The 26,854-nt window shown below is 59.9% G+C and carries 24 protein-coding genes and 4 pseudogenes; 17 read left to right on the forward strand and 11 right to left on the reverse strand.

Annotated features, from left to right (window positions below):
* Positions 1-141: 141 nt before the first annotated feature.
* Positions 142-1,240 (reverse strand): annotated as a pseudogene (locus AC5ZG5_RS38050) (trypsin-like peptidase domain-containing protein).
* A 229-nt stretch (positions 1,241-1,469) separates the two neighbouring features.
* Between AC5ZG5_RS38050 and groES the strand changes: the two are divergent.
* The 11 genes from groES to AC5ZG5_RS38105 all read left to right on the forward strand — a co-directional run bounded on the left by groES (position 1,470) and on the right by AC5ZG5_RS38105 (position 9,276).
* Positions 1,470-1,784, forward strand: a complete 315-nt coding sequence (gene groES, locus AC5ZG5_RS38055; protein WP_456646017.1) for a co-chaperone GroES — start codon at positions 1,470-1,472, stop codon at positions 1,782-1,784.
* 45 nt (positions 1,785-1,829) lie between these two features.
* Entirely contained in the window at positions 1,830-3,452 is a 1,623-nt protein-coding gene (groL, locus tag AC5ZG5_RS38060) for a chaperonin GroEL (protein WP_456646016.1), read from the forward strand.
* Between the two features lie 205 nt (positions 3,453-3,657).
* Complete coding sequence (locus AC5ZG5_RS38065) at positions 3,658-3,987, forward strand: hypothetical protein (protein ID WP_456646015.1); 330 nt, start codon at positions 3,658-3,660, stop codon at positions 3,985-3,987.
* A gap of 59 nt (positions 3,988-4,046) precedes the next feature.
* The gene (locus AC5ZG5_RS38070; RefSeq protein WP_456646014.1) at positions 4,047-4,295 is read left to right on the forward strand and encodes a hypothetical protein; all 249 of its coding nucleotides are present in this window, start codon (positions 4,047-4,049) and stop codon (positions 4,293-4,295) included.
* Between the two features lie 141 nt (positions 4,296-4,436).
* Entirely contained in the window at positions 4,437-4,880 is a 444-nt protein-coding gene (locus tag AC5ZG5_RS38075; RefSeq protein ID WP_456646013.1) for an Hsp20 family protein, read from the forward strand.
* Between the two features lie 80 nt (positions 4,881-4,960).
* Positions 4,961-5,464, forward strand: a complete 504-nt coding sequence (locus AC5ZG5_RS38080; RefSeq protein ID WP_456646012.1) for an Hsp20/alpha crystallin family protein — start codon at positions 4,961-4,963, stop codon at positions 5,462-5,464.
* Positions 5,465-5,537: 73 nt separating this feature from the next.
* Positions 5,538-6,038: a hypothetical protein gene (locus tag AC5ZG5_RS38085; protein ID WP_456646011.1), complete on the forward strand. Its 501-nt coding sequence runs from the start codon at positions 5,538-5,540 to the stop codon at positions 6,036-6,038.
* A 102-nt stretch (positions 6,039-6,140) separates the two neighbouring features.
* A complete protein-coding gene (locus AC5ZG5_RS38090) occupies positions 6,141-7,280 on the forward strand; it encodes a glycosyltransferase family 4 protein (RefSeq protein ID WP_456646010.1) in 1,140 nt (379 codons plus the stop codon).
* 413 nt (positions 7,281-7,693) lie between these two features.
* Positions 7,694-7,885: a hypothetical protein gene (locus AC5ZG5_RS38095; protein ID WP_456646009.1), complete on the forward strand. Its 192-nt coding sequence runs from the start codon at positions 7,694-7,696 to the stop codon at positions 7,883-7,885.
* Between the two features lie 3 nt (positions 7,886-7,888).
* On the forward strand, positions 7,889-8,164 hold the full coding sequence (locus AC5ZG5_RS38100) for a hypothetical protein (protein WP_456646008.1): 276 nt from the start codon (positions 7,889-7,891) through the stop codon (positions 8,162-8,164).
* 503 nt (positions 8,165-8,667) lie between these two features.
* A complete protein-coding gene (locus AC5ZG5_RS38105; RefSeq protein WP_456646007.1) occupies positions 8,668-9,276 on the forward strand; it encodes an AIPR family protein in 609 nt (202 codons plus the stop codon).
* Here AC5ZG5_RS38105 and AC5ZG5_RS38110 read toward each other — a convergent pair.
* The 3 genes and pseudogenes from AC5ZG5_RS38110 to AC5ZG5_RS38120 all read right to left on the reverse strand — a co-directional run bounded on the left by AC5ZG5_RS38110 (position 9,184) and on the right by AC5ZG5_RS38120 (position 10,898).
* On the reverse strand, positions 9,184-9,570 hold the full coding sequence (locus AC5ZG5_RS38110) for a YybH family protein (protein WP_456646006.1): 387 nt from the start codon (positions 9,568-9,570) through the stop codon (positions 9,184-9,186). The genes AC5ZG5_RS38105 and AC5ZG5_RS38110 overlap by 93 nt on opposite strands.
* 27 nt (positions 9,571-9,597) lie before the next feature.
* Positions 9,598-10,024 (reverse strand): annotated as a pseudogene (locus tag AC5ZG5_RS38115) (glutamine--tRNA ligase); the annotation flags it as partial.
* Positions 10,025-10,064: 40 nt separating this feature from the next.
* The gene (locus tag AC5ZG5_RS38120) at positions 10,065-10,898 is read right to left on the reverse strand and encodes an enoyl-CoA hydratase/isomerase family protein (RefSeq protein WP_456646005.1); all 834 of its coding nucleotides are present in this window, start codon (positions 10,896-10,898) and stop codon (positions 10,065-10,067) included.
* A gap of 225 nt (positions 10,899-11,123) precedes the next feature.
* Between AC5ZG5_RS38120 and AC5ZG5_RS38125 the strand changes: the two genes are divergently transcribed.
* The 5 genes and pseudogenes from AC5ZG5_RS38125 to AC5ZG5_RS38145 all read left to right on the forward strand — a co-directional run.
* Positions 11,124-11,501: a beta/alpha barrel domain-containing protein gene (locus AC5ZG5_RS38125; RefSeq protein ID WP_130225430.1), complete on the forward strand. Its 378-nt coding sequence runs from the start codon at positions 11,124-11,126 to the stop codon at positions 11,499-11,501.
* 45 nt (positions 11,502-11,546) lie between these two features.
* Positions 11,547-12,410 carry an IclR family transcriptional regulator gene (locus tag AC5ZG5_RS38130; RefSeq protein ID WP_456646004.1) on the forward strand — a complete coding sequence of 288 codons (864 nt, stop codon included), beginning with the start codon at positions 11,547-11,549 and terminating at the stop codon, positions 12,408-12,410.
* A 204-nt stretch (positions 12,411-12,614) separates the two neighbouring features.
* A complete protein-coding gene (locus AC5ZG5_RS38135) occupies positions 12,615-13,679 on the forward strand; it encodes an acyl-CoA dehydrogenase family protein (RefSeq protein WP_456646003.1) in 1,065 nt (354 codons plus the stop codon).
* Between the two features lie 21 nt (positions 13,680-13,700).
* Complete coding sequence (locus tag AC5ZG5_RS38140; protein WP_456646002.1) at positions 13,701-14,864, forward strand: acyl-CoA dehydrogenase family protein; 1,164 nt, start codon at positions 13,701-13,703, stop codon at positions 14,862-14,864.
* 77 nt (positions 14,865-14,941) lie between these two features.
* A pseudogene (locus AC5ZG5_RS38145) lies at positions 14,942-15,079 on the forward strand (enoyl-CoA hydratase/isomerase family protein); the annotation flags it as partial.
* A gap of 261 nt (positions 15,080-15,340) precedes the next feature.
* Here AC5ZG5_RS38145 and AC5ZG5_RS38150 read toward each other — a convergent pair.
* The 4 genes from AC5ZG5_RS38150 to AC5ZG5_RS38165 form a co-directional block, all read right to left on the reverse strand.
* The gene (locus AC5ZG5_RS38150; RefSeq protein ID WP_456646001.1) at positions 15,341-16,351 is read right to left on the reverse strand and encodes an NADP-dependent oxidoreductase; all 1,011 of its coding nucleotides are present in this window, start codon (positions 16,349-16,351) and stop codon (positions 15,341-15,343) included.
* A 210-nt stretch (positions 16,352-16,561) separates the two neighbouring features.
* Complete coding sequence (locus AC5ZG5_RS38155; protein WP_456646000.1) at positions 16,562-18,535, reverse strand: AMP-binding protein; 1,974 nt, start codon at positions 18,533-18,535, stop codon at positions 16,562-16,564.
* Between the two features lie 25 nt (positions 18,536-18,560).
* The gene (locus AC5ZG5_RS38160) at positions 18,561-19,772 is read right to left on the reverse strand and encodes an ABC transporter substrate-binding protein (RefSeq protein WP_456646021.1); all 1,212 of its coding nucleotides are present in this window, start codon (positions 19,770-19,772) and stop codon (positions 18,561-18,563) included.
* Positions 19,773-20,493: 721 nt separating this feature from the next.
* On the reverse strand, positions 20,494-20,652 hold the full coding sequence (locus AC5ZG5_RS38165) for a hypothetical protein (RefSeq protein ID WP_456645999.1): 159 nt from the start codon (positions 20,650-20,652) through the stop codon (positions 20,494-20,496).
* Between the two features lie 362 nt (positions 20,653-21,014).
* On the opposite strand from AC5ZG5_RS38165, the gene AC5ZG5_RS38170 reads away from it, so the two are divergent.
* Positions 21,015-21,959, forward strand: coding sequence for a quinone oxidoreductase family protein (locus tag AC5ZG5_RS38170; protein WP_456645998.1), 945 nt, complete (start codon positions 21,015-21,017; stop codon positions 21,957-21,959).
* Positions 21,960-22,216: 257 nt separating this feature from the next.
* Here AC5ZG5_RS38170 and AC5ZG5_RS38175 read toward each other — a convergent pair whose 3' ends face one another.
* From AC5ZG5_RS38175 to AC5ZG5_RS38185, 3 genes and pseudogenes are all read right to left on the reverse strand, one after another.
* A complete protein-coding gene (locus AC5ZG5_RS38175; protein WP_496138719.1) occupies positions 22,217-23,224 on the reverse strand; it encodes an alpha/beta hydrolase in 1,008 nt (335 codons plus the stop codon).
* Between the two features lie 911 nt (positions 23,225-24,135).
* Positions 24,136-24,616: pseudogene (locus AC5ZG5_RS38180) on the reverse strand (hypothetical protein).
* A 412-nt stretch (positions 24,617-25,028) separates the two neighbouring features.
* On the reverse strand, positions 25,029-26,834 hold the full coding sequence (locus tag AC5ZG5_RS38185) for an amidohydrolase (RefSeq protein ID WP_130225437.1): 1,806 nt from the start codon (positions 26,832-26,834) through the stop codon (positions 25,029-25,031).
* Between the last annotated feature and the right edge of the window lie 20 nt (positions 26,835-26,854).

Consider the following 26,854-nt stretch of genomic DNA (forward strand, 5'->3'; position numbering starts at 1 on the left):
GGCTTTCGGACGCCGGCCGCCGAGCACGCGGCGACCTCCCTCATGCGGCCGGCATCCGAAACCCTTCACACAAGCGGCATTACGATGCCGACGTAACAATCCCTAATGCGGTCTTCAGCTATGGCCACAAGCGGACATCGCTCACCCGGGCCCTCGCACCCGCGCCCTTTGATCGCTCAGCGGAACAACCTCCACCGTGGCACTTTCGGTCATGCGGTCGCGCTCGATCGTCAGCCGCACCTGCCGGCCGACCGGCGTCAGCCCGATCAGGTTGCGCATCTGCGTCGCGCTGCGGACGGGAATGTCGTTGGCCTTGAGGACGACGTCGCCGCGGCGCAGCCCCGCGCGCTCCGCCGGAGAGCCGGGACTGACTTCCTTGATGCGGGCGCCCTGCGTCGCGCCCGTGGCCGGCGCTTCCATGTCCTCCAGCGCAATGCCGATGCGCCCGCGCTCGACTCGTCCGGTCGCCGCAAGCTGGTTCATTACCTCGCGCGCCATGTTGATCGGCACCGCAAAGCCAATGCCAACATTGCCGCCGCCCGGCGAGATAATCGCCGTATTGATGCCGACCAGCTGACCTCGCAAGTTGATCAGCCCGCCCTCCAGAATTGCCGGGATTGATTGCCGCATCGGTCTGGATGAAATCCTCATAGCCGTGCTTGCCGAGCCCGGTGCGCCCGAGCGCGCTGACGAGGCCCGAGGTGACGGTCTGGCCGAGGCCGAACGGATTGCCGACCGCGATCACGAAGTCACCGACCTGAAGCGCGTCGCTGTCGCCGAGTGCAATAGCCTTGAGCCCGGCAGGCTCCCTGATCTGCAGCAGTGCGATATCGGTGGGCGGATCGCGGCCCACAACCCGACCGGCGAACTTGCGGCCGTCCTTGGTCCTGATCTGCACTGCGGTGGCATTGGCGACGACATGGTTCGCCGTCAGCACATAACCGCGCTGGGCGTCGACGATCACGCCCGAACCGGTCGCGCTGACTTCCTTCTCCAGTTGCTTCGGGACGTTGAAGAACTCGCGGAACAGCGGATCCTGGTAAAGCGGATTGTCCTCGCGCACCCGCCCCTGTACCGAAATGTTGACGACCGCCGGCGTCACTTCCCGCACGAGCGGCGCAAGCGTCGGCACGCGGCCTGTATTGAGGTCCGGAATCTGGGCGGTGGCCGGCGCTGCCGACAGCGCCCACCACAACCCGGAGATGACGCCCAGCCATCCGAGCAAACGCAAAACTCGCATGAAATCTCCCCCAGAATCTGTCTTTCGGCCTCTAGCGGCCGCCGCGTCGGTTAGCTGGTTGAGTGAAAATGGCCGTTCAAGAGGCGGCCTGGCACTCGGCCGCCCGGAGTGACAAAAATTTATTTAGGGACCCTTGACGGACTTTTTTCCGCTTCCTAGGTCGTTTTCCGCCCGGGGCCGGTCCCGGACCCGGCTTTATGACATCGCTGACCTGACAAGGAGGATGTGCATGCATTTCCGTCCATTGCACGACCGCGTGCTCGTGCGCCGCATCGATGCCGAAGAGAAGACCGCTGGCGGCATCATCATTCCCGACACCGCGAAGGAAAAGCCGCAGGAGGGCGAGATCGTCGCCGCGGGGCCTGGCGCGAGGAATGAGCAGGGCCAGTTGACCCCGATCGACGTCAGGCCGGGAGACCGCGTGCTGTTCGGCAAGTGGTCCGGCACAGAGGTGAAGATCGACGGCGAGGACTACCTGATCATGAAGGAGAGCGATCTTCTGGGCGTGGTCGACAAGACCGGCTCGCTCAAGAAGGCCGCCTGAGCAAATTGCAAGAGCTGACAGTCATTAGGAGAAAGGAGCAGGCAAATGGCTGCCAAGGACGTGAAATTCTCCACGGAAGCCCGCGAGCGGATGCTGCGGGGCGTGGACACGCTGGCCAACGCCGTGAAGGTCACCCTCGGTCCCAAGGGACGCAACGTCGTGATCGAGAAATCCTTCGGCGCACCGCGCATCACCAAGGACGGCGTCACCGTCGCCAAGGAAATCGAACTGGAAGACAAGTTCGAGAACATGGGCGCACAGATGGTGCGCGAAGTCGCCTCCAAGACCAACGACCTCGCCGGCGACGGCACCACGACTGCGACCGTGCTGGCCCAGGCCATCGTCAAGGAAGGCGCGAAATCCGTTGCCGCTGGCATGAACCCGATGGACCTCAAGCGCGGCATCGATCTTGCGGTCGACGCCATTGTCAATGACCTCAAGTCCCACGCCAAGAAGGTCACCTCCAACGAGGAGATTGCCCAGATCGGCACCATTTCGGCCAATGGCGATACGGAGATCGGCCGCTTCCTTGCCGATGCGATGCAGAAGGTCGGCAATGAGGGCGTCATCACCGTCGAGGAAGCCAAGAGCCTCCACACCGAGCTGGAGGTGGTCGAGGGCATGCAGTTCGACCGCGGCTTTGTCTCGCCCTACTTCGTCACCAACACCGAAAAGATGCGGGTCGAACTCGAGGATCCCTACATTCTGATCCATGAGAAGAAGCTGTCCGGTCTACAGACCATGCTGCCGCTGCTCGAAGCGGTGGTGCAGTCTGGCAAGCCGCTGCTGATCGTGGCCGAGGATGTCGAGGGCGAAGCGCTTGCCGCGCTCGTGGTCAATCGACTGCGCGGCGGCCTCAAGGTCGCGGCGGTGAAGGCGCCAGGCTTCGGCGATCGCCGCAAGGCCATGCTGGAGGATATTGCAATCCTCACCGGCGGCACCGTGATTTCGGAAGATCTCGGCATCAAGCTCGAGAATGTCACGCTGAAGATGCTCGGGCGCGCCAAGAAGGTCGTGATCGACAAGGAGAATACGACCGTGGTCGACGGCGCCGGGCCCAAGAAGGACATCGAAGCTCGTGTCACCCAGATCAAGTCGCAGATCGAGGAGACCACCTCCGATTACGATCGCGAGAAGCTGCAGGAGCGGCTGGCCAAGCTCGCCGGCGGCGTCGCCGTAATCCGTGTTGGTGGTGCGACCGAAGTCGAGGTCAAGGAGAAGAAGGACCGGGTCGACGATGCCATGCATGCGACTCGCGCTGCGGTCGAGGAAGGCATTCTGCCGGGCGGCGGCGTGGCGCTGCTGCGTGCGCTGAAAGCGCTCGATGGCTTAAAGACCGCCAATGCCGACCAGAAGGCCGGCGTCGATATCGTGCGCCGCGCCATCCAGGTGCCGGCGCGGCAGATCGTCCAGAACGCCGGCGAGGACGGCTCGCTCGTCGTCGGCAAGCTGCTCGAGAACTCCGACTACAATTGGGGATTCAACGCGGCCACTGGCGAGTACCAGGACATGGTGAAGGCCGGCGTGATCGATCCCGCCAAGGTCGTTCGCACCGCCTTACAGGACGCGGCCTCCGTCGCGGCTCTGCTGATCACCACGGAAGCACTGGTCGCCGATAAGCCCAAGAAGTCCGAACCGGCCGCGGCAACGCCGCCGACGGATTTCTAATCAAGCACGCGCCCGGCCGGAAACGGCCGGGCTCTCCGCCAACCGCGACGAGAAAGGAAGCTCACAAGCGCCAGGGAGCCTCAGATGAGCACTCGCATTCAGGATCGATCGCGCAAGGTTGGGGCGACGGCAATGCATTGGCTCATGTTCGCCCTCAGCCTTCTCACGATCGCATGGATCAGTTTTCCAACGACAGGAGGATGAGATGACCCGAAACTACGCATCCAGCTCGGCTTGGCCCAAGACATCAGGACGCGGCGTCCGCAGAACCGTCGCAGCCGCTTTTGCCATGGCGATGATGCTCGTGCCCGTTAGCGCCTGGGGGATGGATAGTACGCCAAGGTTGGCGCTCGACAGCGCGGGCCACCTTCTGCCGCTGCCAGCCATTTCCTATCTGGAGTCGGTCCGCTGGATGAGCTGGAAACCGCGGTCCCCGCTTTTCAAGACCGATATCCTGCTGTTGCCGGACAATATTCAGCCAGGCTCCTTTCAACTTCCATCCGAACATGAGCGCAGCTTGCCGAGAGTGAGCTGAGTCCGCACGTGGCGCGATCCGCGCTGCATGGGTCGCGCCTGCTGCTACTGAGGGCAACCATGTTCGAATTGGCACACCGTCAGCAGATTTCCGAGCGCTCCGATTCACACCTGCCCGACGCCGCGCGCGCGTTCCTGATCGAGAGCGACCGGCGGGTGATCGCGCATTGCCATAGCTTGCTGAAGGGAAGCGGCCTATCCGCTGAGGAGCGCCGCCGGTTGATTCGTCTCGCCAGCGAGGCCGAGGCTGAGCTGGAGCATCTGGCCGCCCAAGCTGGGAGCAGCAAAAATTTCGGGAGGCGCCCTTGAAACCATAGTTGTTTTTCGTAGTTCTGTTTTGCCGCAAGGCTGCGGCGCCGGATGCCAGATCGGGTCCGGCGGACTGAACTCGGCGCCGGACCGGTGTCCTGCGCTCCTTCGTATCCATCTTGCTCTTAGGAGGACTTGGCTATGAGGAACGTCGATTTCACTCCCCTGTGGCGGTCGACCGTCGGGTTCGATCGCATCTTCGACCTGCTCGACGAGACGCAACGGACCGTCGAGGAACACTATCCACCCTACAACATCGAACGGCTGGGCGAAGATCACTATCAGATCACGCTTGCGCTCGCCGGTTTCAGCCCGGACGAGATCGCGATCACGGCCGAGCAGAACGTGCTCACCGTCGAGGGCCGCAAGGCCGACGAGGCGAAACGCGATTATTTCTATCGCGGCATCCCGACCAAGGGTTTCAAGCGGCAGTTCAATCTTGCCGATTATGTGCGGGTGAAGACGGCAGCGTTCGACAACGGACTGCTGCGGATCGAGCTCGTCCGCGAGCTGCCCGAGACGATGAAGCCCCGCCGCATTCCGATCGGCGGCACCGAGCAGATCACCCACAAGCAGGCGGCCTGACGCCATCCGTGTCCAACGACATTGGTGCGCATGGTGCGGCATCCGCGCCACCCGGCGTATTTGACAGAGAGGAGTCCAACATGACAATGCGCGATCTAATTCCGTGGAACAAGAACCAGCAGCTCACGACGGGCGAGGCTTACGATCCGTTTCTGACGTTTCACCGTGAGATGAATCGACTTTTCGACGACGTCTTCCGCGGGTTTGGCAGCATCGGCAGCGTCGGCCGGCCCGGGTCCCCGCTGATCGAAGGCCAGTTTGGCTGGCCGCGCATCGAGCTCAGCGAAACCGACAAGGCCGTGACGATTTCCGCCGAGCTTCCGGGACTGAGCGAAAAGGACGTCCAGGTCGAAATCGCAAACGGCGTCCTGTCGATCCGCGGCGAGAAAAAGGCCGAACACGACAATGGCGGGCGCTACAGCGAACGCTACTATGGCTCGTTTGCGCGTCGTATCCCGCTCGATGGCGTCCAGGAAGACAAGGCCGAAGCCAACTTCCGCAATGGCGTCCTCACGGTGAGCCTGCCGAAAACCGAGCAAGCCAGCCAGGGCGTCAAACGGATCGCCATCAACACCAGCAACTGACGTGCCCAGGACGGCGGCGCCCGCGCCGCCGTCCGCCACCAACCTGCAGAAAGGAGCAAGAGGAGAGCAAGACATGAGCAGGCCTGATCGTTTGACGGGCAGTGTAGATGCCCCATTTCATCCTGTATCTCACTATAGTTCGCCAGCCGATGTCCTGAATGATGAGGTGCTGTCGCCTCCTGAGAAACGGGTCATTCTCTCCTCCTGGGCTTCGGACCTGTACACCGTCGATTCCTGCCCAGCCCTTCGCAAGATCCCCGGGCTTGCTGCTCCCATGCATCTTGAGGATATCCTCGCTGCGTTGCGGCAGCTCGACGAAGAGGAGAAAAGGGGCGGCGCCGCTGCGGTAAGATTCACCGCACAAGCGCAGCAAGCAGCGAGAAATCGCCAGCCCCGCATCGCTATCTCGGCGAAGTCACGGTGGAGCAGTGCGGCCAATGTGCGGCGGTATCGCCGATTGCTCGCAACGCATTTGACGGAAAACGAGCGGCGGTTGGTCGAGCACAGACTGGCGGAGGAGCTTGCTCAACTCAGAAGTCAAAGCAATGTCACTGAATCATCGGAGTCTCAGTAGACATCCGCGGCCGCTGCACCTCTGGCGATGTGCGGCCAAGCTCGTGAACACATGAGGGCCTCAGGCAACGCCGGCTCAGAGTAACGAAGGACGGACTGAAAAATGAGGATTGCTCAGATTGCCCCGCTGTACGAGAGCGTGCCGCCGCGGCTCTATGGAGGAACGGAGCGGGTCGTCTCATACCTGACGGAGGAGTTGGTTCGGCAGGGACACCAGGTGACACTGTTCGCCAGCGAAGATTCCATCACCTCTGCCGAACTTGTACCCTGCACGCCGCGCGCCCTACGCCTCGAGCCGGGCGTCCGCGACGCTGTACCCCACCACATGATCATGCTCGACAAGGTGAGAGAGCGCGCCGACGACTTCGACCTCCTCCACTTCCATATCGACTACCTGCACTTTCCGCAGTTTCGCCCGGAGCGTGCTCGCACGCTAACCACCCTTCACGGCAGGCAGGACCTCGCCGACCATATGCCTTTCTACCGGCGGTTCGCGGACATGCCGCTGGTATCGATTTCAAATGCGCAGCGCATGCCGCTGCCAAACGCAAACTTTGTCGCGACAGTTCATCATGGCCTGCCGCTCGATCTACTGACGCCTAATTTCGAACCGAAAGGCGGCTATCTCGCATTTCTTGGGCGCATCTCACCGGAGAAACGGCCCGATCGTGCTATCGCGATTGCCCGAGCGATCGGCCTTCCACTCAAAATCGCGGCAAAGGTTGATAAAGCAGACGACAGCTATTTCCGCGACGTTATCGCACCGATGCTGCAAGGAGGCGGAGTGGGATTTGTCGGCGAGATCAACGAAAACACAAAGAACGACTTTCTCGGCCAGGCTGCCGCATTGCTGTTCCCGATCGACTGGCCCGAACCGTTCGGTCTGGTGATGATCGAAGCCATGGCATGTGGTACTCCGGTGCTTGCCTTCCGCCATGGGTCGGTCCCTGAGATCGTCGAGGACGGACTGACCGGCCGGATCGTGTCTGACGTGGAGGAGGCGGTGCGCGCCATTCCGGGCCTGCTGGCCCTCGATCGCAAGGCGATCCGTGCGCGCTTCGAGGAGCGCTTCTCCGCCGCCCGTATGTCAACGGATTACGTGAGGCTCTACCAAAAGATGCTCCGAGAGCACGCCGCGTCCAACGGACGGCTGTCGACGCTCGCCGCCCGTTCGGCCCCACCAGCGGATACGGATCAGAAATACCATCCACAGCACGGAAGGATAATTGAAACAGCAAATTAAGCCGAAATCGAATATCGGAGGTCAGCGATGCCAACCGGTTTCTATTCCGGTCTTCCCCAATCAATGAGGAGGAACGGATTTACGTGGAGTCGCTGATCCGAGAGGATTTTGAGCGTTGCCATCCCGATGACAGGCTCGACTATCTTAGACGCCGGGGGCGTTTTCCAAAAAGGACAAGGGACTGTTGCGGGACTGGATGGCGGTAGCGGTCCGCCGCGTCGCTGGTACGACGATCTATCAATCTCGCCGGCTCGATTTGCGGGCATTCAAGCCGAGGGAACCGACTCATCGGATTTTGCTCAGAAAGACTGTCTATGTCCGAAAGGAGAATAAATCTCGCTTCGGCTTAACACAGGTAAGTGGACTCGCTGCTCGGATGAGGTGATGCTACTTTTTCCCGAGTGGAGGCGTGCATGGGTTTTTCGATCGAAGGCGGTTCTAAAGAGGACTTTCAAATCGTGATTATCGTGGTGGATAGGCTGGAACAGGAAAGGGCTCAGCTGCTTGCTCTTCGAAAAAAGGTGTCGGACACGGCCGCTGGGCGAAGGCTCTGCAGTGCGCCATCGCGCTCAATCGCCAAGAACGACGCCAAACCGAGGACATGAGCCATGAAGGACCTCACCGGAAAGTGGCACCAACTTCGAGCTGATGCGAAGCACTGTGCCGACCTCGGCATGTCGGCGACCGATCCACGTCAACGCGAGCTGTTTAAGCATTTAGGTGATGAGCTTGCTATCGCGGCGCTTGAGCTGGAACAGGTCGTGAAAAGCCAAAAACCGCATTCGGATTTGGACGAGCAGTGCGACGTCCTGCCCAAAGCCATCGCCGGAAATGAGCCCCCCGGTGCTTGCGGCGCGACTGTTGGCCGAAGATGCTTCTCGTGACTTGGTGCCCATGAGCGCGAAAGTGCACCCGACAGGCCCGTGCGGCAAGCCGCTGGGCCTTGCGGTCGGCAAATGAACTAGAAGCTGGTCAAGAGAAAGCAGTCTCGCAAGGCGCGGACTTGTTCCGGAACTCAAGGACCGCAATTGGCGGGGCGAGCAGCAGCCCTGATTTCCCGCCCGGCTAGGACTGGTGGGTACTTCCGGCCTGACCGGTGGCCGCCTTCCAATGTGGGCTAGACAGTCTTCTCCACATATTTCAAGTGAATGACCGTACTGGTCCACGCGTCACCGTCGGCGTTACCGCACTGACCTGGCCTGCAAAAAACGCTGCCAGAGCACCAAGCAGAAGAGCCAGAGCACCGAAGAGGCACCGCGCGACACCGTCTTGGCCGTGGTGTCCGCCGCTTGCTGTGCTTGCGCGGCCGCCCCGGCTACCGGTGACGTCGTTGTCGCCTCTGCGCCTTCGGCGAAGCCTGTCGCCTTTCCTACTGCCGAGTCCGGCGATGACGGGCCGGGGTGGACTTGGCTTCGGCGGCCCCCTCCCTTGTCTTAAAGCATCCTCGGGAAGTGCGGACTATGAGGCATATCTCGCTTCTATTCCGGGCGCGCTGCTCGCTGATGTCTACGAGAAATATGGTACCCGGCTGCTTGAATTGAATGTGCGAGCGTTTCTCGGGCTTCGCGGTCGCAAGAGCGTCAACGCCGGCCTCAGGACCACCATCCGCGAACTCCCTCATCGCTTCCTCGCCCATAACAACGGCATCGTTGCAACTGTTGATGCGATGGAAGTAGAGGATCATGGGAACGGTCAGTTCGGCATCAAGTCGGTGAGAGGGCTGCAAATCGTCAATGGCGGTCAGACCACAGCCAGCACGAAATTCAGCAGGGCCCGCCCTAAACTCCTCACCTGCTCTTCGGCGGGCGACTCCACGGGGGCAAGGGCAATTGGGATATCGCGCGATTCACGTGCGAGCGCAGCATTTCTGTCAAGCGCTCCCTCCATGATGGCCCTGCACTTGTTAAATCAAGGGCGCCTTCGACGAGACGTGATGGCTGACGATTTTCCAGTCGCCGTCCTCGCGGGCGATCACCCAGGTGATCTTGAGCGATAGTTTTATCGCACCTTGATCAACGTCAAACGACGCCGTGCCGGCGACATTGACCAGATCGGGGCCGACCTGTTCGAAGACGACGTCGCTGAATTGAACGGTAGATGTCCGCCACCGCGGCAATCCCTTGAAGTAGGCCGCAACACCGTCTCTCCCGCGATACAGTTTCGGGTTCGAGCCGAAGAACAGCGCGTGCTTCGAATAAAGCGAGGAAAGCGCGTCGGCGTCCAGTCTGCTGAAAGCCGCGGCCCATTTCGCGATGATGTCGGATGCGATGTCGTCGGCAGCATGTGGCATCGAATATCCAATCGTTTTGAACGGGCTTCAGCCCCTGGCGTATTCCTTGGCAAAGGTGTCGCGTAGGCCGACAGTACGGTTGAACACCAGCTTTTGCGATGTCGATTGCCTGTTGCGCACGAAATAGCCCTTCCGCTCGAACTTCATCACCTCGTTCGAATTGCTTTCGACCACGCTGGCCTCGATCCGCGCGTCGGACAGCACTTCCATTGACTGCGGATTGATGTCGGGGGCAAAATTGCCGGCTCGGGGCTCGGCTTGGCGAACACCGATTGTAAACGCGGATTTCGGCCAGGTGCGACTGGGCCGCCAGCAGCCAATGCATGGTGGCCTTGACCTTGCGTCCGCCCGGCGCGTTGCCGCCGCGGGTCGCGCAATCCTAGGTACAGCGCAGCTCGACCACCGCGCCGACGTCGTTCTTGATGACGCCGGTGCATTTAATGAAATGGGCATAGGCTCAGGGGGAGCGACAGAACGCGATAGTCCTTGTCTTCTTAGAGCGGACAGTCCGGTTGAAATGCCGGCGGTCTCTTTTCCACGAGAGCCGCAAGGCCTTCCTTCACTTCCGGTCCTGTAAATCCCATGAATTCAAGCGCCAACGAAGCATCGAATGTCGGCCCGGCCTGCCGGAGCCAATTGTTGAGCGCGTATTTCGTCCAGCGAATGGCACTCGGCGGTCCTGCAGCAAGACGGCCGGCAACTTCGATCGCTTTTGCGTCCAGTTCAGCGTCCTCGCAGCACATCGATACGACACCGATCCGCTCCGCCTCTTCGCCTAAAAGCTGATCGCACAGCAACAGATAGTATTTTGCCTTCGCCATTCCGCACAACAGCGGCCACACAATCGCCGCATGATCACCCGCTGCCAAGCCTAGCTTCGTATGCCCGTCAATGATGCGCGCCGTCTTGGTGGCGATGGAGACGTCTGCCAGCAAGCCGCAAGCGAGGCCGGCACCGACCGCCGGCCCCCTGATTGCACTCACGATGGGCTTGGAGCAGTTGATGACGTTGTAGACGATGTCTCGGGCTTCCTTCCAGTTACGGATCCGCGTGTCATGATCTTCGATGATGCGCTCCATCATCGCGAAATCGCCGCCCGCCGAGAAGGCATTGCCCGCACCGGTCAGGATAACGGCCGAGACGCCCGGATCGCTGTCGATATCCCGCCAGATCATGCCGAGCTCGCCGTGCATTTTCTCATCGGCGGAGTTCACCTTGCCGTTCGACATGGTAACCCGTAGGACGCGCGGCTGCGGCCAGTCGAACTGAAGCCGCGCGTACTTGGCGTATCGATTCTCGAGGCCGGCCGCCAACGTCTCGTCGTTCATCTGGCTCTCTCCGTTTGCTTTGAACAACCACCGCTAACGCCGAGCGTCTCATCACGTCAGGGAACGCACCGATGCTGCGAATTTCTGACGGCGTCAATGGGTATTCACCCAAAATGTCGCCTCAAACTGCATATGAGTTTCTTGAGAACGCTTTTCTAATTTGACGCCATTATTTGCGAACGGGTATCGTGTGGAATGTCTTGGCCATATCATCTCCCAGCGCTGGTGCGGATATCGTCGGTCGATGGCGTCGATATTGGCTGGCGGATCCAGGACTCCTTAGCATTCGCAATCGAGCTTGAGAAAATCGGCATCGATCGGATCGATTGCTCGTCCGGCGACATGAAGCTGCTGCGGGGCCGCTCTATGGTCTGGCGAGCGTCGGGCTTCAATGTGGCCAACGCCGCACGCATCCTGTGCGAGGAGGAAAGTCCATCGATTGCCGTAGGCCTCATTCGTGAACCCGAATACGTCGAATCCACACTGCGAGACGGAAAGGCGACCATGATTGCGCTTGGCCGAGAAGGTCGCTGGCCGGTGCAGGCGGCGCTTTCAACTGGGTTGCGATCCCGAGTGGGCCGGCCGCCCCGACCAGTATGGTAGCTGGTGGCTCAAGAGTCGGGTTTGACAGCAGGGCAAGTAACGGAGATGGCGATCGTGAAAAGGAATGAGCCTGCCACACGGGCGCCCACGCGCGGTTTGACACCTGAATTGCGTCGCGACATTCCCAAGGTTACGCAGAGTCTAGTGCCGCCAGATCAGAAGATCGACAGCACGGTCAAGTCAGCGAAGCGCGTGTTCGAGGTTCTTGAGTTTTTCGAGGAGCATCAGTCCGCCGCATCGGTTATTGACGTGGCTGCCGCGTTGCATTTTCCGCAGTCGAGCACGTCCGCTCTGATGCGGACGATGACCGCGCTTGGCTATCTGCATTATGACGCCGGCCGCCGAACCTACGTCCCGACGGCGCGGATCTCGATGCTGGGCCACTGGCTCAGCCCCGTTCTGTTCCGCCGTGGGCGCTTGATCAACCTGATGGAGGATTTGTCGGCAAAGACCGGGGAGACCGTCATGGTCGGCCTGCGCAACGGTCTGGCCGCGCAATATATCCACGTCATCCAGTCCAAGGTTCCCATGCGCTTGCATGTGCGCTCCGGAACGCTTCGCCCGCTGGCAAAGTCCGGATTGGGCTATGCGCTGCTGTCTAAGTATTCCAACAAGGAGGTCCGCCGTCTGGTCAAGCTGCTCAACTCCTATGAAATGCATCCCGAGAAGCAGGTCGATATCAAGGCGTTGCTGGTCGAGCTCGGCAAGGTGCGAAAGCAGGGCCATGCATTGTCGCTTAGTCTGGTGACGCCAGGCGCCGGCGTGGTGGCTATGGCTCTCCCGCGAGTAGCTGAATCCAGCGAGCCTCTCGCCATTTGCGTTGCTGGCCTGACCGACGCGCTTGTCTCGCAAGAGAAGGCATTTGCGGCCGTGATGCGTGATGCGATCAAGTTTCACTTGAGCGATTGATTGTGTCGCAATCGGCGATTTTCGCGGGTGTGCAAAGGTATTCGCCATTCTGCTTTCGGTGGATTTCTCGATCGATCTTGCCGGCATGCTCAAGCTGTCGCCAGAGGAGATCGCAAGCCTAGAATCGAGCGGACGATCGGAATGCCCAAACCGAATAGGCCGTTGTCCCGCTCGAGTTACGTTCCGTCCAAGTCAGGAGCCTCCATGTCAGATGAAGACAATATCGTCGTTTCCACCGCCGAGCGGATCTTCGCCGACCTGGCGGATCTGCAAGAAGTTGCGCACGCTCAGGGCGATGCGTGGAAGGCGCCGTTGTGGCGCGCCCTTGCCGAGGCCGGTCTGCCGTTGGCGTGGGTGTTAGAGCAGCACGGCGGTTCAGGCGCGAGCCTGATCGACGGCTTTGCCGTGCTGCGCGCAGCCGGAAGGTCAGCTCTTGCGGTGCCGCTGGCGGAGACCATGCTTGCGGGGTGGCTGTTGTCGCAGGGCGGAATCGTCGCGCCGGAGGGAATGATGACGGTGTTGCCCGGCGGCCCGCGTGAACTGATCGGACTGGACGCCGAGGGACGATTGACCGGACAGGCGAGGCGCATCCCGTTCGCGCGCGATGCCGCTCATTTTGCCGTTCTCGCCAAGAGCGCTGCAGGAGTCAGGATCGCTTTGGTGGATGCCTCGCTGTGCCGCATTGATCGCTTCGAGAACCTTGCAGGCGACGCGGCGGATACTGTTTCTGTTGCTGGCGTGCTGCCGGTCGCTATTGCGACTGCGCCAAACGGGTTCGATCCGACCTCCCTTTTCTTGATGGGCAGCGCCGTGCGCAGCCAACAGATCAGCGGGGCGCTGGAGGCGATGCTGGAGTTGTCCGTGCGTTATTCGACGGAACGCGTTGCCTTCGAGCGAACCATCTCAAAATATCAAGCGGTGCAGCATAATCTCGCGCGACTAGGTGGCGAGGTCGCCGCCGCGGTCACTGCGGCGACTTCTGCGGCCGATGCGATGAGCGCGGATCCGCGCGATACGGACGGCATCTTGCTTGAGGTGGCATCGGCAAAGATTCGCTGCGGCGAGGCCGCCGACAAGGGCGCGTCGATCGCGCATCAGGTACACGGCGCCATCGGCTTCACGGCCGAGCATGTACTGCATCGCCTGACATTGCGCGCTCTGGCGTGGCGGGATGATTTTGGAAGCGAGAGCTACTGGTCCTCCGAACTCGGCTGGTGGATCGGCAGGCGCGGCGCCGATGAACTGTGGCCGCTGATCGCATCGCGTTGACCGGATTTAGGCGCCAAGACCATGACAACAGCATTGCGATTCGATCCCATCCGGCTGCCGGAGCATTGCCAGGAGTTGCGTCGCGAAGTCCGCGCATTCCTTGCAGACGAGGTTTCGGCCGGGACCTTTGATCCCCTGAGATCGGGAAGCGCCGAAGGAGAAGGCGCCAAGGCGTTTAGCCGGCGCGTCGGCCAGCGCGGCTGGATCGGGATGACCTGGCCGAAGAGATACGGCGGTCAGGAACGCAGCTTTCTGGAGCGCTACGTGGTGACCGAAGAGATGTGCGTAGCCAACGCGCCGGTTCGTCCGTTCTTCGTCGCTGACCGGCAGAGCGGCCCGACGCTGATCCGCTACGCATCAGAGCAAATCAAGCAGTCCATCCTGCCCCGGATCATCCGCGGCGAGGCCAGCTTCTGTATCGGCATGAGCGAGCCCGGTTCGGGATCGGACCTGTTTGCGGCCAAATCCAAGGCCACCAAGACCGATGGCGGCTGGCTGATCAACGGCACCAAGATCTGGACCAGCAACGCCAACGTGTCCGACTACATGATCGGCCTATTCCGGACCTCGGCGCCCACCAAGGAAAACAGGCGGCATGGCCTGACGTCGTTCCTGGTGGATATGAAAACGCCAGGCATTACCTGCAACGTCATTCGCCAGATGTCTGGGCAGCGCGAGTTCAACGAAGTGGTGTTTCAGAATGCGTTCGTTCCTGAAGGCAACCTGCTTGGTGAGATCGACGGCGCCTGGAAGCAGGCAACCAGCGAACTCGCCTACGAGCGCAGCGGGCCTGAACGCTTTCTCGAAACCTACGCGGTTCTGACCGAACTGGTTCGCTCGCTCGGACCGGATCCTGATATCCGCGCGGCGGAAGGTCTGGGGCGACTGGTGGCGCAACTCCACACGCTACGGCGCATGTCGGTCTCTGTCGCCGGAATGCTCGAAGCCGGTAGGGAGCCGGTGGTCGAAGCAGCCATCGTCAAGGACATGGGAACGATTTGGGAGCAGCGGTTGCCACACACGGTGCGCGATCTCGCCGCCTTCGTCGATCCCGAAGCCAGCAACCTCGCTACCCTTGATGAGTGCCTCGCCTTCAACCTCAAGATTGCCCCCAAGCTCACGATTCAGGGCGGCACCACTGAGGTTCTGCGCGGAATCATCGCGCGCGGGCTCGGGCTACGCTGACATCAGAATTCTGAGGAGCCGCTCATGGCCGCTGCGAGTAATACCATGTTGAATCCCTCGCAGGACACGTCGCGCTCATCGAAGTTCGCCGGCCGCCGCTGAATTTCTTCGACTTATCGTTGATCCAGCAGATCGCCGACGCTCTGGAGCGGCTGGATGCCGATGACAATGGTCGTGCCGTCGTTCTCGCAGCGCACGGCAAAGCGTTGTGCGCCGTAAGGTCGGCCGCGATCTGGCCGACCAGATCGCTGAATGCGCGCGGTCGCGCTTATCTCGACGCGGGACCACCATGCGCACCGGCCTTGCCGAACGGGTGGCCACGGCGACCGACTATGAGTTGACGGAGCAATCGTGCTTCGGCAGACCGAGGATTTCAAGGAGGGCGTCAGGACAACGGCAGAACGTCGCCCTGCGAATTTCGCATGAGCGTGAAGCCGGCTTGCAGTCGAAGCTCTTGAAGAGTTGCGAAACCGTCTTCAGCGGATCTTGATGAGCCGCTTGCCGGTATTCTCGCCTCGGTAGAGTCCGGCGATCGCGCCCGGCGCGTGTTCGATGCCGTTCTGTATGTCTTCGGAATAGCGCAACCGTCCATCGCGAACCCATTGTGCTAGACGAGAAACGGCCTCTTCGTACCGAGGTGCGTAGTCGAAGATGACGAAACCCTGCATGCGTGCGCGCTTGACCAGCAAGTGACGCTCGACGCGCGGACCGTTTGGCCAAGGATCCCAAGTCGAGAACGAAGCAGTTCCGCAAATCACCACGCGCGCGCCGACGGCAAGACGCCCAAGTACGATGTCGCTGATGACGCCACCGGTATTGTCGAAATAGAGATCGATCCCCCGCGGGCAAGCCTTGCCGAGCGCGGAGTCCAGATCGTCGCTCTTGTAATCGTACGCCTCGTCATAGCCGAACAGCTCACGGCACTGGGCGACCTTCGCCGGTCCGCCGGCGATGCCGACCGTTTGGCAACCCGAAAGCTTCGCGATTTGGCCAACCGCCGACCCCACCGCTCCGGCCGCGGTCGACACCACTACCGTATCGCCAGGGCGCGGCTGGCCGATGTCCAGCAGCCCGAAATAGGCGGTTATCCCGTTGAGACCGGTGACGCCGAGCGAGAGCGAAAGCGGCAGGTCGTCTTCCCGGATCTTTCGCGTGACAGCGGCAGGTCCGACGACCGCGAATTCCTGCCACCCGAACATGCCCATCACCTTGTCGCCCGGCTTGAAGTCGGGATGTCCTGACTGTAGCACTTCGCCGGCGGCGAATGAGCGCATCACTTCGCCGATGCGCACGGGCTCCGAATAATTGGCGACGTTACTGACCCAGCCGCGCATAGCGGGTTCGACTGAAAGAAAAACGTTTTGTATCAGGATCTGTCCGTCGAGCAGATCGGGAACGTCAGTCTCGATGATCTCGAAATCGTCGGCCTGCGGAATATCGGCCGGCCGGGATTTCAGAATGACCTGACGATTGCGATTGTTCTTCATGGCCAACGGTTCCTATTGAGGTCGATTTCGGAAGGCGATGCCGCCCAATCTTCAATAGAGGAAGACCGTGCGAGTTCGTCAGTCACCCTTGGTCGATTCCCAAAGGCGATTTCTTGTCGTTTGCGCCGCTTGATATGGCGTGTGACTGAACGCTTGCAGTATGCGATCAAATCCCAATCCCAACATCTGTTCGAAACAGTCCGCGGCGGTTCACATGGCGGCCAATTTTTCGCGCAGCCGGTCGACAGCCTCGGGATTAGCCAACGCTGAGAGGTCGCCGGGATCCTTGTCCTCGAACACGGCACGCAACACGCGGCGCATGATCTTCAAATTGCGGGTGCGTGGCAGATCATCGACGAACAGAATCATTTCGGGGCGATAAGATGCGCCCATTTCTGCGACGATGGCCGACGACAGTTGGTTTTCGAGGCTGCGATCGCCCACGACGCCCAGCATCGGCACGCAGGCACACACGATGGCCGAGCCCTTGACCGGATGCGGAATGCCGAACACGGCGGCTTCCGCAAGCTTGCCGGTCGCGATCAGAATGCCTTCGAGTTCCGACGGCCCGGTGCGCTTGCCGGCGACCTTGATGGTGTCGTCGGAGCGGCCGAGAATGTAGTAGAGTCCGTCCCGGCCACGCATCGCGAAATCGCCGTGAACCCACAATCCGGGCAGTGTGCTCCAGTAGCTTTCGATATAGCGCGCATCGGCCCTCCACAGGCTCTTGGTCAGTCCAATCGAGGAATGCCGCAGAACCAGTTCGCCGACCGTCCCATCGGGAACGCGCCGCCCCGTCAAATCGACGATGTCGGCGCCCACGCCTAGCGCGGGTCGCGCGAAAGAGCCCGGGTTCATCGGGTGATTGGGTGTTCCCGTGAAGATGCAGCCACCGACTTCGGTGCCGCCTGACATGTTGATGATCGGGATCTTCTTCTTGCAAACGTGCTCGAAGAACCACAGCCAAGGCGCTGTGGTCCACGCTTCGCCGCCGGAGGCCGTCATCCGCAGGCTGGAAAGATCGTAGGATTCGACTTCGAGCCCGTAACGCATCAAACTGCGCACGATCGTCGGCGACACACCAAGGTAGGTCACCCGATGCTCGGCGATCAATCGCCAGAACCGTCCCGCATCCGGATAGTCCGGAGTACCTTCGACTACCAGCAAGCTGCCACCGGCGAAACTCGGGACGCAGGCGCACATCGAGCCGACCATCCAGCCTATATCGCTGAAAAAGAAAAACCGATCCGTCGATTTGAAGTCGCTGCAGATGATCATATCGCGGGTCACCATCGAGCCGATGAACCCGATATGGTTCCAAACGCATCCCTTCGGTTCGCCTGACGTACCTGAGGTGTAGAGCAGGATCGCCGGGTCTTCCGCCTGCATCTCGGCAGTTTCAATCATGGCGCCCTTGCCGGCGACGGCATCATCCCACCAGAGGTCCCGGTCCTTCCGCATTGGCGTGTCGATCGCAAGACTGCTGCGACGCGCGACGATCACGTTTTTTACGGTCGGCGAGGCCTCCAGGGCGATGTCGAGCACAGATTTGAGCGGCCCCGGAGCGCCGCGCCGCCATGTGCCGTCAGCGGTGATGACGGCCTTTGCTTCTCCATGATTCAAGCGGGTTTGAATCGGCGCATGGCCGAACCCGGAGAACAGCGGCATGACGATCGCGCCGAGTTTCAGGATGGCAAAGAACGCGACGAACGTCTCCGGCAGGTTCGGCATGTAGATTGCGACCACGTCGCCGCGTCCGATTCCGATATCGTGGAGCCCCTGCGCCAACCGCCCGACTTCGCGGTCGAATTCACGGTAGCTCAGCGAGCGGCGTTCACGCTTGTCTTCGCCTTCCCAGACGAGGAAAGTCTGGTCCCACACCGCGGTGTCGCGATGCTTGTCGAGGCAATTTAGCACGATATTGGTGGTGCCGCCGACGCACCAGCGCGCCCACGCCTGACCGCTGGAAACATCCAGCATCTGGTCGTAGTTGCGGTAAAATCTCACATCGCAGAACTTGAAGACTTCCTGCATCAGCCATGCGGGATCGGCTTCGGCTCGTAACGCGAGTTCGTCATAATCGCTTTGTCCGGTGGCACGCAGAAACGCCGTCAAATTGCTTGCCGCCGCCAGTTCCGATGGCGGCGTCCAGATATACGGCGTGGCGTCGTTCATATCTGTCATCTGGGCTATCTCACGCGCAAGTGCGTTACTTCTTGAACAGCGGGCAGGCGCTTTCTTCCGGCGTCACAAAAGCATCTTTGCCGGGGATCACCTGAACCAGCTTTTCGTAGTCCCATGCCCCCTTCGATTCGGCGGGCGACTTGGCCTGCACCAGATACATGTCATGGATCAACTGGCCGTCTTCGCGCAGCGACGCGTTGCGGGCGAAGAAATCCTCGATAGGCATCGACTTCAATTGCGCGATCACCTTCGGGCCGTCGTCAGTGCCGGACTTTTCGATGGCCTTGAGATAATTGGTCACCGCTGAGTAAAGCCCGGCATGAACCATATTCGGTCGCTTGCCGGTCTTGTCCATGAACTTCTTGGCGAAGGCCCGCGTTTGGTCGTCGAGATCCCAATAGAAGCCGGTTGTCACCAGCAGCCCTTGCGCTGCCTGCAATCCAATAGCGTGGATATCGCTGCTCTGCATCAAGAACACCGCCAGGCGCTGCTTGCCTTTGGTGAGTCCGAATTCCTGAGCCTGCCGGATCGAGTTTGCGAGGTCGCCGCCAGTGTTGGCGAACGCGACGACGTCGGCCTTGGAGTTTTGCGCCTGCAGGATATAGGACGAGAAGTCCATACTGTTGAGGGGATAGCGAACTTCACCGGCGATAGCGCCGCCGAGTCTTTCCACCGTCCTGGCCGCATCATTGCGCAACGCATGTCCGAAAGCGTAATCGACGGTCAAGAAATACCAACTCTTGGCGCCCTCCATGACGAGCGCCCGCGCCGTGCTATTGGCGAGTGCGTAGGTGTTATAGATCCATTGTACCGAATTTGGCGAACAGGCTTTGCCGGTAAGATCCGACGAACCTGCGGAAGCAACCAAAATAGCCTTGTTTTTCTGCTTGGCTAGTTCCAGCACGGCAAAGGCCACGGCCGAGTTGACGAGGTCGACGATGACGTCAACCTTTTCATTTTCGTACCAGCGCCGCGCGATGGCAGCACCGACGTCCGCCTTGTTCTGGTGGTCGGCATCCACCATGACGATCGGCTTGCCGGCGACCTTGTCGCCGAAATCCGCGATCGCCATCCGAACGGCTTCTACCGACAACGGACCGGCGGCATCGGCGTAAACGCCACTCAGATCAGTCAGCACGCCGATCTTGACGCTGTCGTCCGATATTTGTGCATGCGCCGATGTCGTGATCAGCGTTGCGACGCAGACGAGGGTAAATAAGTTCAGGATGTTCTTCATGGTTTCCTCCCAGGTGTCGTTCAGGCCTGTTTGGCTTTTTTTTGTTGTGGAGCGCAAATCGAAAATTTTCGGCCATGAGGCCGGATCCTGGCTGCTCGGAGCGCGTGCTTCTGGATCTTGTGTTAGTGTCATCGGCGGCGCATCGATATAGGCGATCCACGCCGGCAGTTTGCCGTAGGCCAATGCGCTCGCGCAGAAACTAAATACGGCTTGGCCGCAACTGCCGAAAGAGCCAGGTTGTCGACGCTTTCGACTTCCGCAGCCGATATGTTTATGTCGGCGCAGCGGATCATGTGCTCGAGGCGCGGTACGCGGGATTGATCGGCATGATCGATGCGCCGATGCCGTTCAGCGCCAACCAGTGAACCAAAAAGTCCGAGTGGTTCTCGATCAGTCTTCCGATGTGGTGGCCCCGGACGTAACCGGCGGCGCAACAGTGCGCCTGTAGCGCTGCCACGATTGCCGCGCAACCAAAGCGGGCGCGGTCAGACGTATATTTTCGGTCGGTGCGCGGAGGGACACAGACAGACGAGCTGAAAGGCGAGGCGCCAGCTGTCGATAAGAAGATGCTGTGGAGCATGTGCATGCGAGCCAAACGCCGGAACGTGAGATAAAATCACGCGCGCAGAAACCAATTCCGCGTGGTTGGCCAATAGGCGGGCGTTCCGAACCAATGTCAAACAATTAAAGAGTTCTATAAAACTCATATGTATTTTAGGCCTCACTCCATCAGATCATACATCCGTTGTTGGTCAACTTTGTCATCCATGTGATCGACCGTCCAATGGTGCGCGAACGGTCTCTGGAGCGAGCGGCCGAGTGGGGTGAGTGCACACTCGACGCCGAGGCCAGGACCGTCGATAACCGTGCGTTTCACCATACCGTTGCGCTCGAGTTTCCGCAGCGTCTGGGTCAGTACGCGCTGGGTAATGCCGTCCAGCGGCGCTTGATCGCGTTGAAGCGGCGCGGCTCACGAAGCACGGTCAGCACGAGCATTACTGGCGGATCAGCGCTGAGCGTGAACGAGAGTCATCGGAGATGGATATGCCTCCCGGCAATACACGAAAGTCAGTTGCGTTCCACCTTCTGCGACACAGACGGGCGCCCGTCAACACTAGCGTAGCAAAATGTGCGGTGGCAGTTGTTGTGGTATAGGCGCTGCACGGCCCATCAGGCTCCGAAGCAGCAGCAATTGTCCCGATCCGCCTCAAGCAGAAGGAGTAGCGATGAAAGCTGCAGTGTATGATCGAAAATGGGCCGCCAGAAGTTCTTCGTTATTCCGACGCCCCGGATCCAGAGATTGGCTCTGGAGACATCCTGATTCACGTGGAAGCTATTTCCCTTGAGGGCGGCGACGTGATCAACCGTCGCAGTTCCCTGCCGGCGCATCCTGCATACATTGTCGGTTATGCCGCAGCCGGGACCGTGGTAGCGATCGGCAACGAAGTCACGAATCGCAAGATTGGCGATCGGGTCACATCCTGGGGGCTGAGTGGTTCTCACGCGCAACTCCGCGCGGTGTCGGCGCAACAGACCTGGATTTTACCTGCACGCGCAGACATTGCGGAAGCCGCAGCAATCCCGATTGGCTTTGGGACGGCCCACCATTGCCTGTTTGCACGAGGACGGCTTTCAAGCGGAAGCACTGTCTTGGTTCAAGGTGCAGCAGGGGGCGTCGGGATCGCAGCGGTGCAGCTTGCCCATCAAGCCGGAGCGACTGTGATTGCCGTCGCAAGCGGCGAGAATCGTGCCAGGGGGCTGATCGAGCTCGGCGCCTCGAGTGTCATCGACCACAACCGCGAATCCGTCGCCGATGTGGTTCGTGATCTCACCAACAATCGCGGCGTCGACCTGGTGGTCGATCCGGTCGGCGCCACCTTGGCGACTTCTCTCGCAGCGCTCCGCGATGAAGGAAGTCTGGTGTCCGTAGGAAATGCGGGCGGGGGGTCATTGACGGTTGACCTCTGGCAAGCACTGCAGCGCAATCAATCGATCCTTGGCGTGTTTATGGGAACCGTGCTGTCACGTCCAGAAGTACGTCGAACTGTCGACACGATGCTTGCTGACCTCTCGCAAGGCAGGCTCACCGTGCCGATCGATAAGCGATTTCCATTAGCTCAGGCTGCCGCCGCTCACCGTCATGCCGAGGACAACAAGATCCTCGGCCGCGTCCTTCTAATCCCCTGACGACTGTGGACCCAACGCTGCATGGCGTTCGGTCACATTGCAGAAGGTGTTTATGACGGCGAGACGCCGTATTAAGGCCCGACCCTGTTAGGCCGAGCCTTGGAGGGACGGGCTGAGTGCGTCCCAGGCGATTGCGCCACCGTCGGCGGTCAGGATGGCGCCGGGGTTCACGCTCGCGGCGCCTTAAAGAACTAAAGATCCACGATCGCTGCTTCCGCTTCGCCGACAAAGTTTCCGGACTGTGCATGCTCGAAGCGCTACGGGACCGCGGCTCTATGCTCGAGCCGGGCGTCCAAAGGCCTTAGCCTGTCGGCTACGTCGAGGGCGTACACCCCTGCACCTACCTCCGAAGCGATCAGCCCGTCACGGCTTGTTTGAAGCCGGCCGTAGATCGCAGAGTACGCCGTGAAGCCGTCATGGCCGGCTCCCGCCGACGTGGCAAGGCCGGATATATCGACGACGCGGACATTCGCGGTCCTTGCCCCTGAGATGACGCGGGGGTCGTCGATGTCCGCCGCCCCAGCCCGGAGTTGCCCTCCCGCAAGAAACCTGGAAAACGACAGAGCCTGGTCTTCTTTGGAAACAAGCACTGTGATGGGCGAGCGCAGGCGGCCAATGACGCGTAATTGCTGAAGGAACACCTCGGTGTCAATGTCCGGCGCCGCGAGCGTTACATCGTTGAGCTTCTCGATAGTTCGAACGTCCGACGCGATGCGAATTTGCCGAACGACTTCCATGGTTAGCCAAGACCCCATGCTATGCGCGACGAGCTTGACACCCCTCACCCCGCGCTCGGCCGCAAGCCGCGTGACAAGATGGGCGAGCGCGTCACGCGAGAGGGTCACCGCATCCTTGTCGGCGATATAGCCGGTGAGTTCTGCCCTTGACGGCCAGGAGAATAGAACCGCGGACCGACCCGCATCCGAGTCAGCAACGAGCTGAGCCGTCCGAAACAGCGACTCTTGAAAACTATTGTTGTAACCGTGAACGAAGATGCCGACGTCGCGGCCAAGTGAATCACCGCGAGCAGCAGCCTGCCCGATTTCGACCAGGAACCTCTCTTCATCGAGACGCTCTGCCGAAACGACTGAAAAATGCCTAGCTGGGTCAGGAGCGTGTGTTGGCCACTCAATCTCGGTCGGCCTATGAGTGGGAGGGATGGAGATCACATAGCGGAAGTACGCCGGCGTTGCAGCGCCACCTTCGGCGAGAGGTACCGACGCTTCAGGCTGCGCAGCACGAGTGCTCGCGACAAAGACTTTCACAAGTTTCGCAGCGCCGACGCTCGGAACGGGCGCGAGCACCCACGGCCCGGGCCGACGCGCGCAGCCACTAAGCGTGATGGCGCAAATTACGATCAAAGCTGTCATGTTATAGCGAGCCGACCGTCGTCGGAACCTCATCGATTCCGCTCCCCCCATATAGTCGTGATGCCCGCGGTTCGTCAGCGCGTCAGCTAAGCCACCAATAAAGTCTAACCCGTTACCGTCGCAGGTTTGCGCCGAACCGAAGTCGGCCAAACGCAACGGTCACCACACCACGGCAGTAGCCCGAGCGCCTGAACGGGGACGATCGTTAAATCGATTCGACTCTATTGTCGGAGTCCGAAGTGCGTACATGAGCAGCAGCCAAGGCAAACACTCGTAGAGTTGAAATAAGCTAACGAGGTCGCATCCTGGCCGATAGTCTGCCGTTTAGGAACGCTGCGTTCCGAATATGGCAACGTCACTTCAATCCACGGCGGCACGGCCAGCTTCGCGCGTGCGAATTCGCACGACGCTGGGCCTATCCCGCTCGGGGCAACGCGGCGTTTCCGACCCTTCGACCCGAGCCGATGGTATGTGGCTTATAAAACGAATAGGTTCAATACAGCCATAAGAGGAAGCCGATTTCCTCAGCAAGTTCATGCTCTAAATACCTGAAATGCGACACGATGATTCCACTCGAATGCGTCGTCGCTTCCAAGGCCGGCTGTCAACATTCTAAGCCGTGTATTACTTCAGCAGTGCCGAAAAGAATTCTCGAAAGCAAGGAGGAACACATGCACCTTCGGAGACGCCGCGCATCCGACGACACGCTCAGCAGACAGGGACATCGGTTGTAGCGCGGTTCACAGTGCAGGCCTTTCCGGTCAATGATGTCTTTCGACCCTGAACGCAGTTCTTTCCGAGCGGCATCAGCCCTTTGTCATCGAAACCGAAACGTTCCTGATGTCGCCTTGGGAGGTTATCGATATTGACTGCCTGTTTCCGGATGTCGTGAGCGCTAAGTTAGCATTGAACCCGGGCGCATCGACGGTTGCAGTCATTCGGCTTCCTTGAGCACTGCCTTGCAGGCTTCCGCTGATGCCACGAGATGCCTCACTCCAAGAGCCGGACAGGCGCCCCCTCGCTAATTACATCGCTGCTCAGCTCGAACTTGTAGCTGTCGCTCGCGCAACGAAGCGTCTGCCGTAGTGTCGCTCCGTCGAGAGATACACGGTACGTCGCACAGCAGCGCAGCCGCTCCTTCGAACCATCGGACATGGAAATACTCCCATTTCCGGACCACGAGCCCGCGAATCCGGAGAACGGAGCCGACTGCGCGTTCGCCGGCGCAGTCACAAATACGAGGAAAGATGCAGCTGCAACATGTCGACATTGTCTTTGGAGGGACATTTTAGATCCTATCGATGAAATCAAATTCGTTATGGCTCTCGTTTTCTTTTACCCTTTGAATCCCGATCGGCCGGTCGAGGTCGATTAGCGATCGGGCTCAGAACACGTGGCGCACTCACACTATAACCAAGCGACGTCTGAACCAGACCAAGCTCACATCCCTCGTCTCGAAAACCAAAGCGCCATGCCGCCTTACATCGAAAAAACACGGGTGCCGACCCTTCAGATCGGCGACGTCGTCTTCACGGTCAATCAACCGGAACATAAAACCGCCGGTATGCAGTGACGCCGTCCAAGCCTGATGCCGCTCCTTAGTCGCTATGATCTCCGCTCTTTCGAGCTTGCGGGGCACCGGCAGATGCTAGTTGATCTCGGCCGAAGTGCCACGCAGCCTGATGAAGTCCCGCGGGATTCATTTGTCCCCGTAATAGCTACCGAAGTATTTAACGGGTGACCAATTCGGAAGAATCGCAGGAAGTTTTGGAGATAGAGTGCTGTAGTCCTGTGCACCAAACACAACCTTGCCGTCCATGATAGTTAGAACAGAAGAGACGGATTTGATCTGATCCTCCGGTACGGAAAAGTAATCCCTGTCGAGAATAACGAAATCCGCGAGATTGCCCGGCGCTATTAAGCCCATTTCGGATTCTGTATTCATGAACCACGCCGGGCCGCTGGTGAACAATTTAAGCGCCTCGGCGCGGGAAAGGCGGTTGTCCTTAGCAAGGACTTCGGATCCGGACACAGACTTTCCAGATACCATCCAGCTAATCCCGACCCAAGGGTTGAACGTGGCTGCACGGAACGCGTCGGTGCTCATGGCCAGCGGAATGCCACTGTCCACGAGCTTGCGCAGACGCGGGGTCTGCAAAGCCTTCTCGCGACCATGGGTTTTGATGAAAGCATCGCCGTGCAGCGCCATCTTGTGATCCAAGGCAATGCCGCCACCCAGCTTTTTCACCCGCTCGATGTTCTCGGGGCTAATGGTCTCAGCATGTTCAAGGCTCCATCGCAGACCATCGAACGGAATCTCTTCGTTTATTTTCTCCAGAGCGTCGAGAAAGGGGGAGATGTTCTCATTGTAGCTGATGTGCATGCGGAACGGGATGCGTCGCCGGACCAGCTTCATCACGTCCTGCTCGACGAAGCGCCGCATCTTCTCCGGCTCGATGATGACCGCCGGACGATCAAAGTTTTCGTGATCGTGCACTTCCCCGTTCAGAACTTCCCCAGCCCCTCGATATTCATGGCCATGTGCCAGGGTGGGGTGCAGGTTTTGCCCGGTGCTTATCGGCGCTGTTTTCGTGATCGCTTCGAGTTGCAGATCCACCATGTTTACCGGCCCGCCGTCGCCGAGTTGCAAATCCACAAAGGGCATGCGCACGTTAAGACGGTTGTCCCGTGCAAGCATGTCTACCCTTGCCTGGGCTGTCGGGTATGCCCACCTGCCGCCGTTATCGATGATCGAGGTCACGCCGAACCGGTTCAGACCGCGAATGATATAGATCAACGAACTCACTTCTTCGTCGAACTTGGGCTGCGGCACCATGGTCTCGAGGGTGAGAAACAACCAAGTGTAGCCGAAGACCACACCGGTGGGGTTGCCGCGGCTGTCCTTTTCGAATTCTGTGTCCGGCACCTTTGGGAACCGATCGGTGCCCATGCCAAGCGCCTCCATCGCCCGCGTGTTCAAGAAAGCGCGGTTATAGGCATATTGCACGATCAACGGGCGATTGGGCACGGCCTTGCGCAGTTCGTCCAAAGTGGGAAAGCGGTTCTCCTCGAATTGGTATGGGGACCAGCCTCCGATTACTTTGACCCATTGCCCCTCCGGCGTGCGTTCGGCCTGCTCGCTCAGCATCGTCAACGCCTCACGCAGCGTCGGTACGCCATCCCACCGTACATTGTAGTTATAAGCCATGTCGTTGAGTACGTGCGTATGAGCATCGATTATGCCGGGGATGAGCCTTCGGCTGCGCGCATCAATCACCTTGGTCGTGGAATTCTTCAGACCAAGAATGTCCACATCAGAGCCGACGGAATAGATGCGGCCTTTTTTGACGGCCAAAGCCGTAGCTTCGGGCTGCCCAGGATTGCCGGTGAAGATCTTTGCGTTGATAACGATTAGATCAGCGCCAGGCTGTTCCTGCGTCGTTTGTGCCTGAGCCGCGGAGAACGAAGCAATCGTCACAAACGCGATGAATATTTTTTTTATCATTTTACCCTCGTCGGCAATTT

It is taken from the genome of Bradyrhizobium sp. Ses1, from assembly GCF_059512365.1.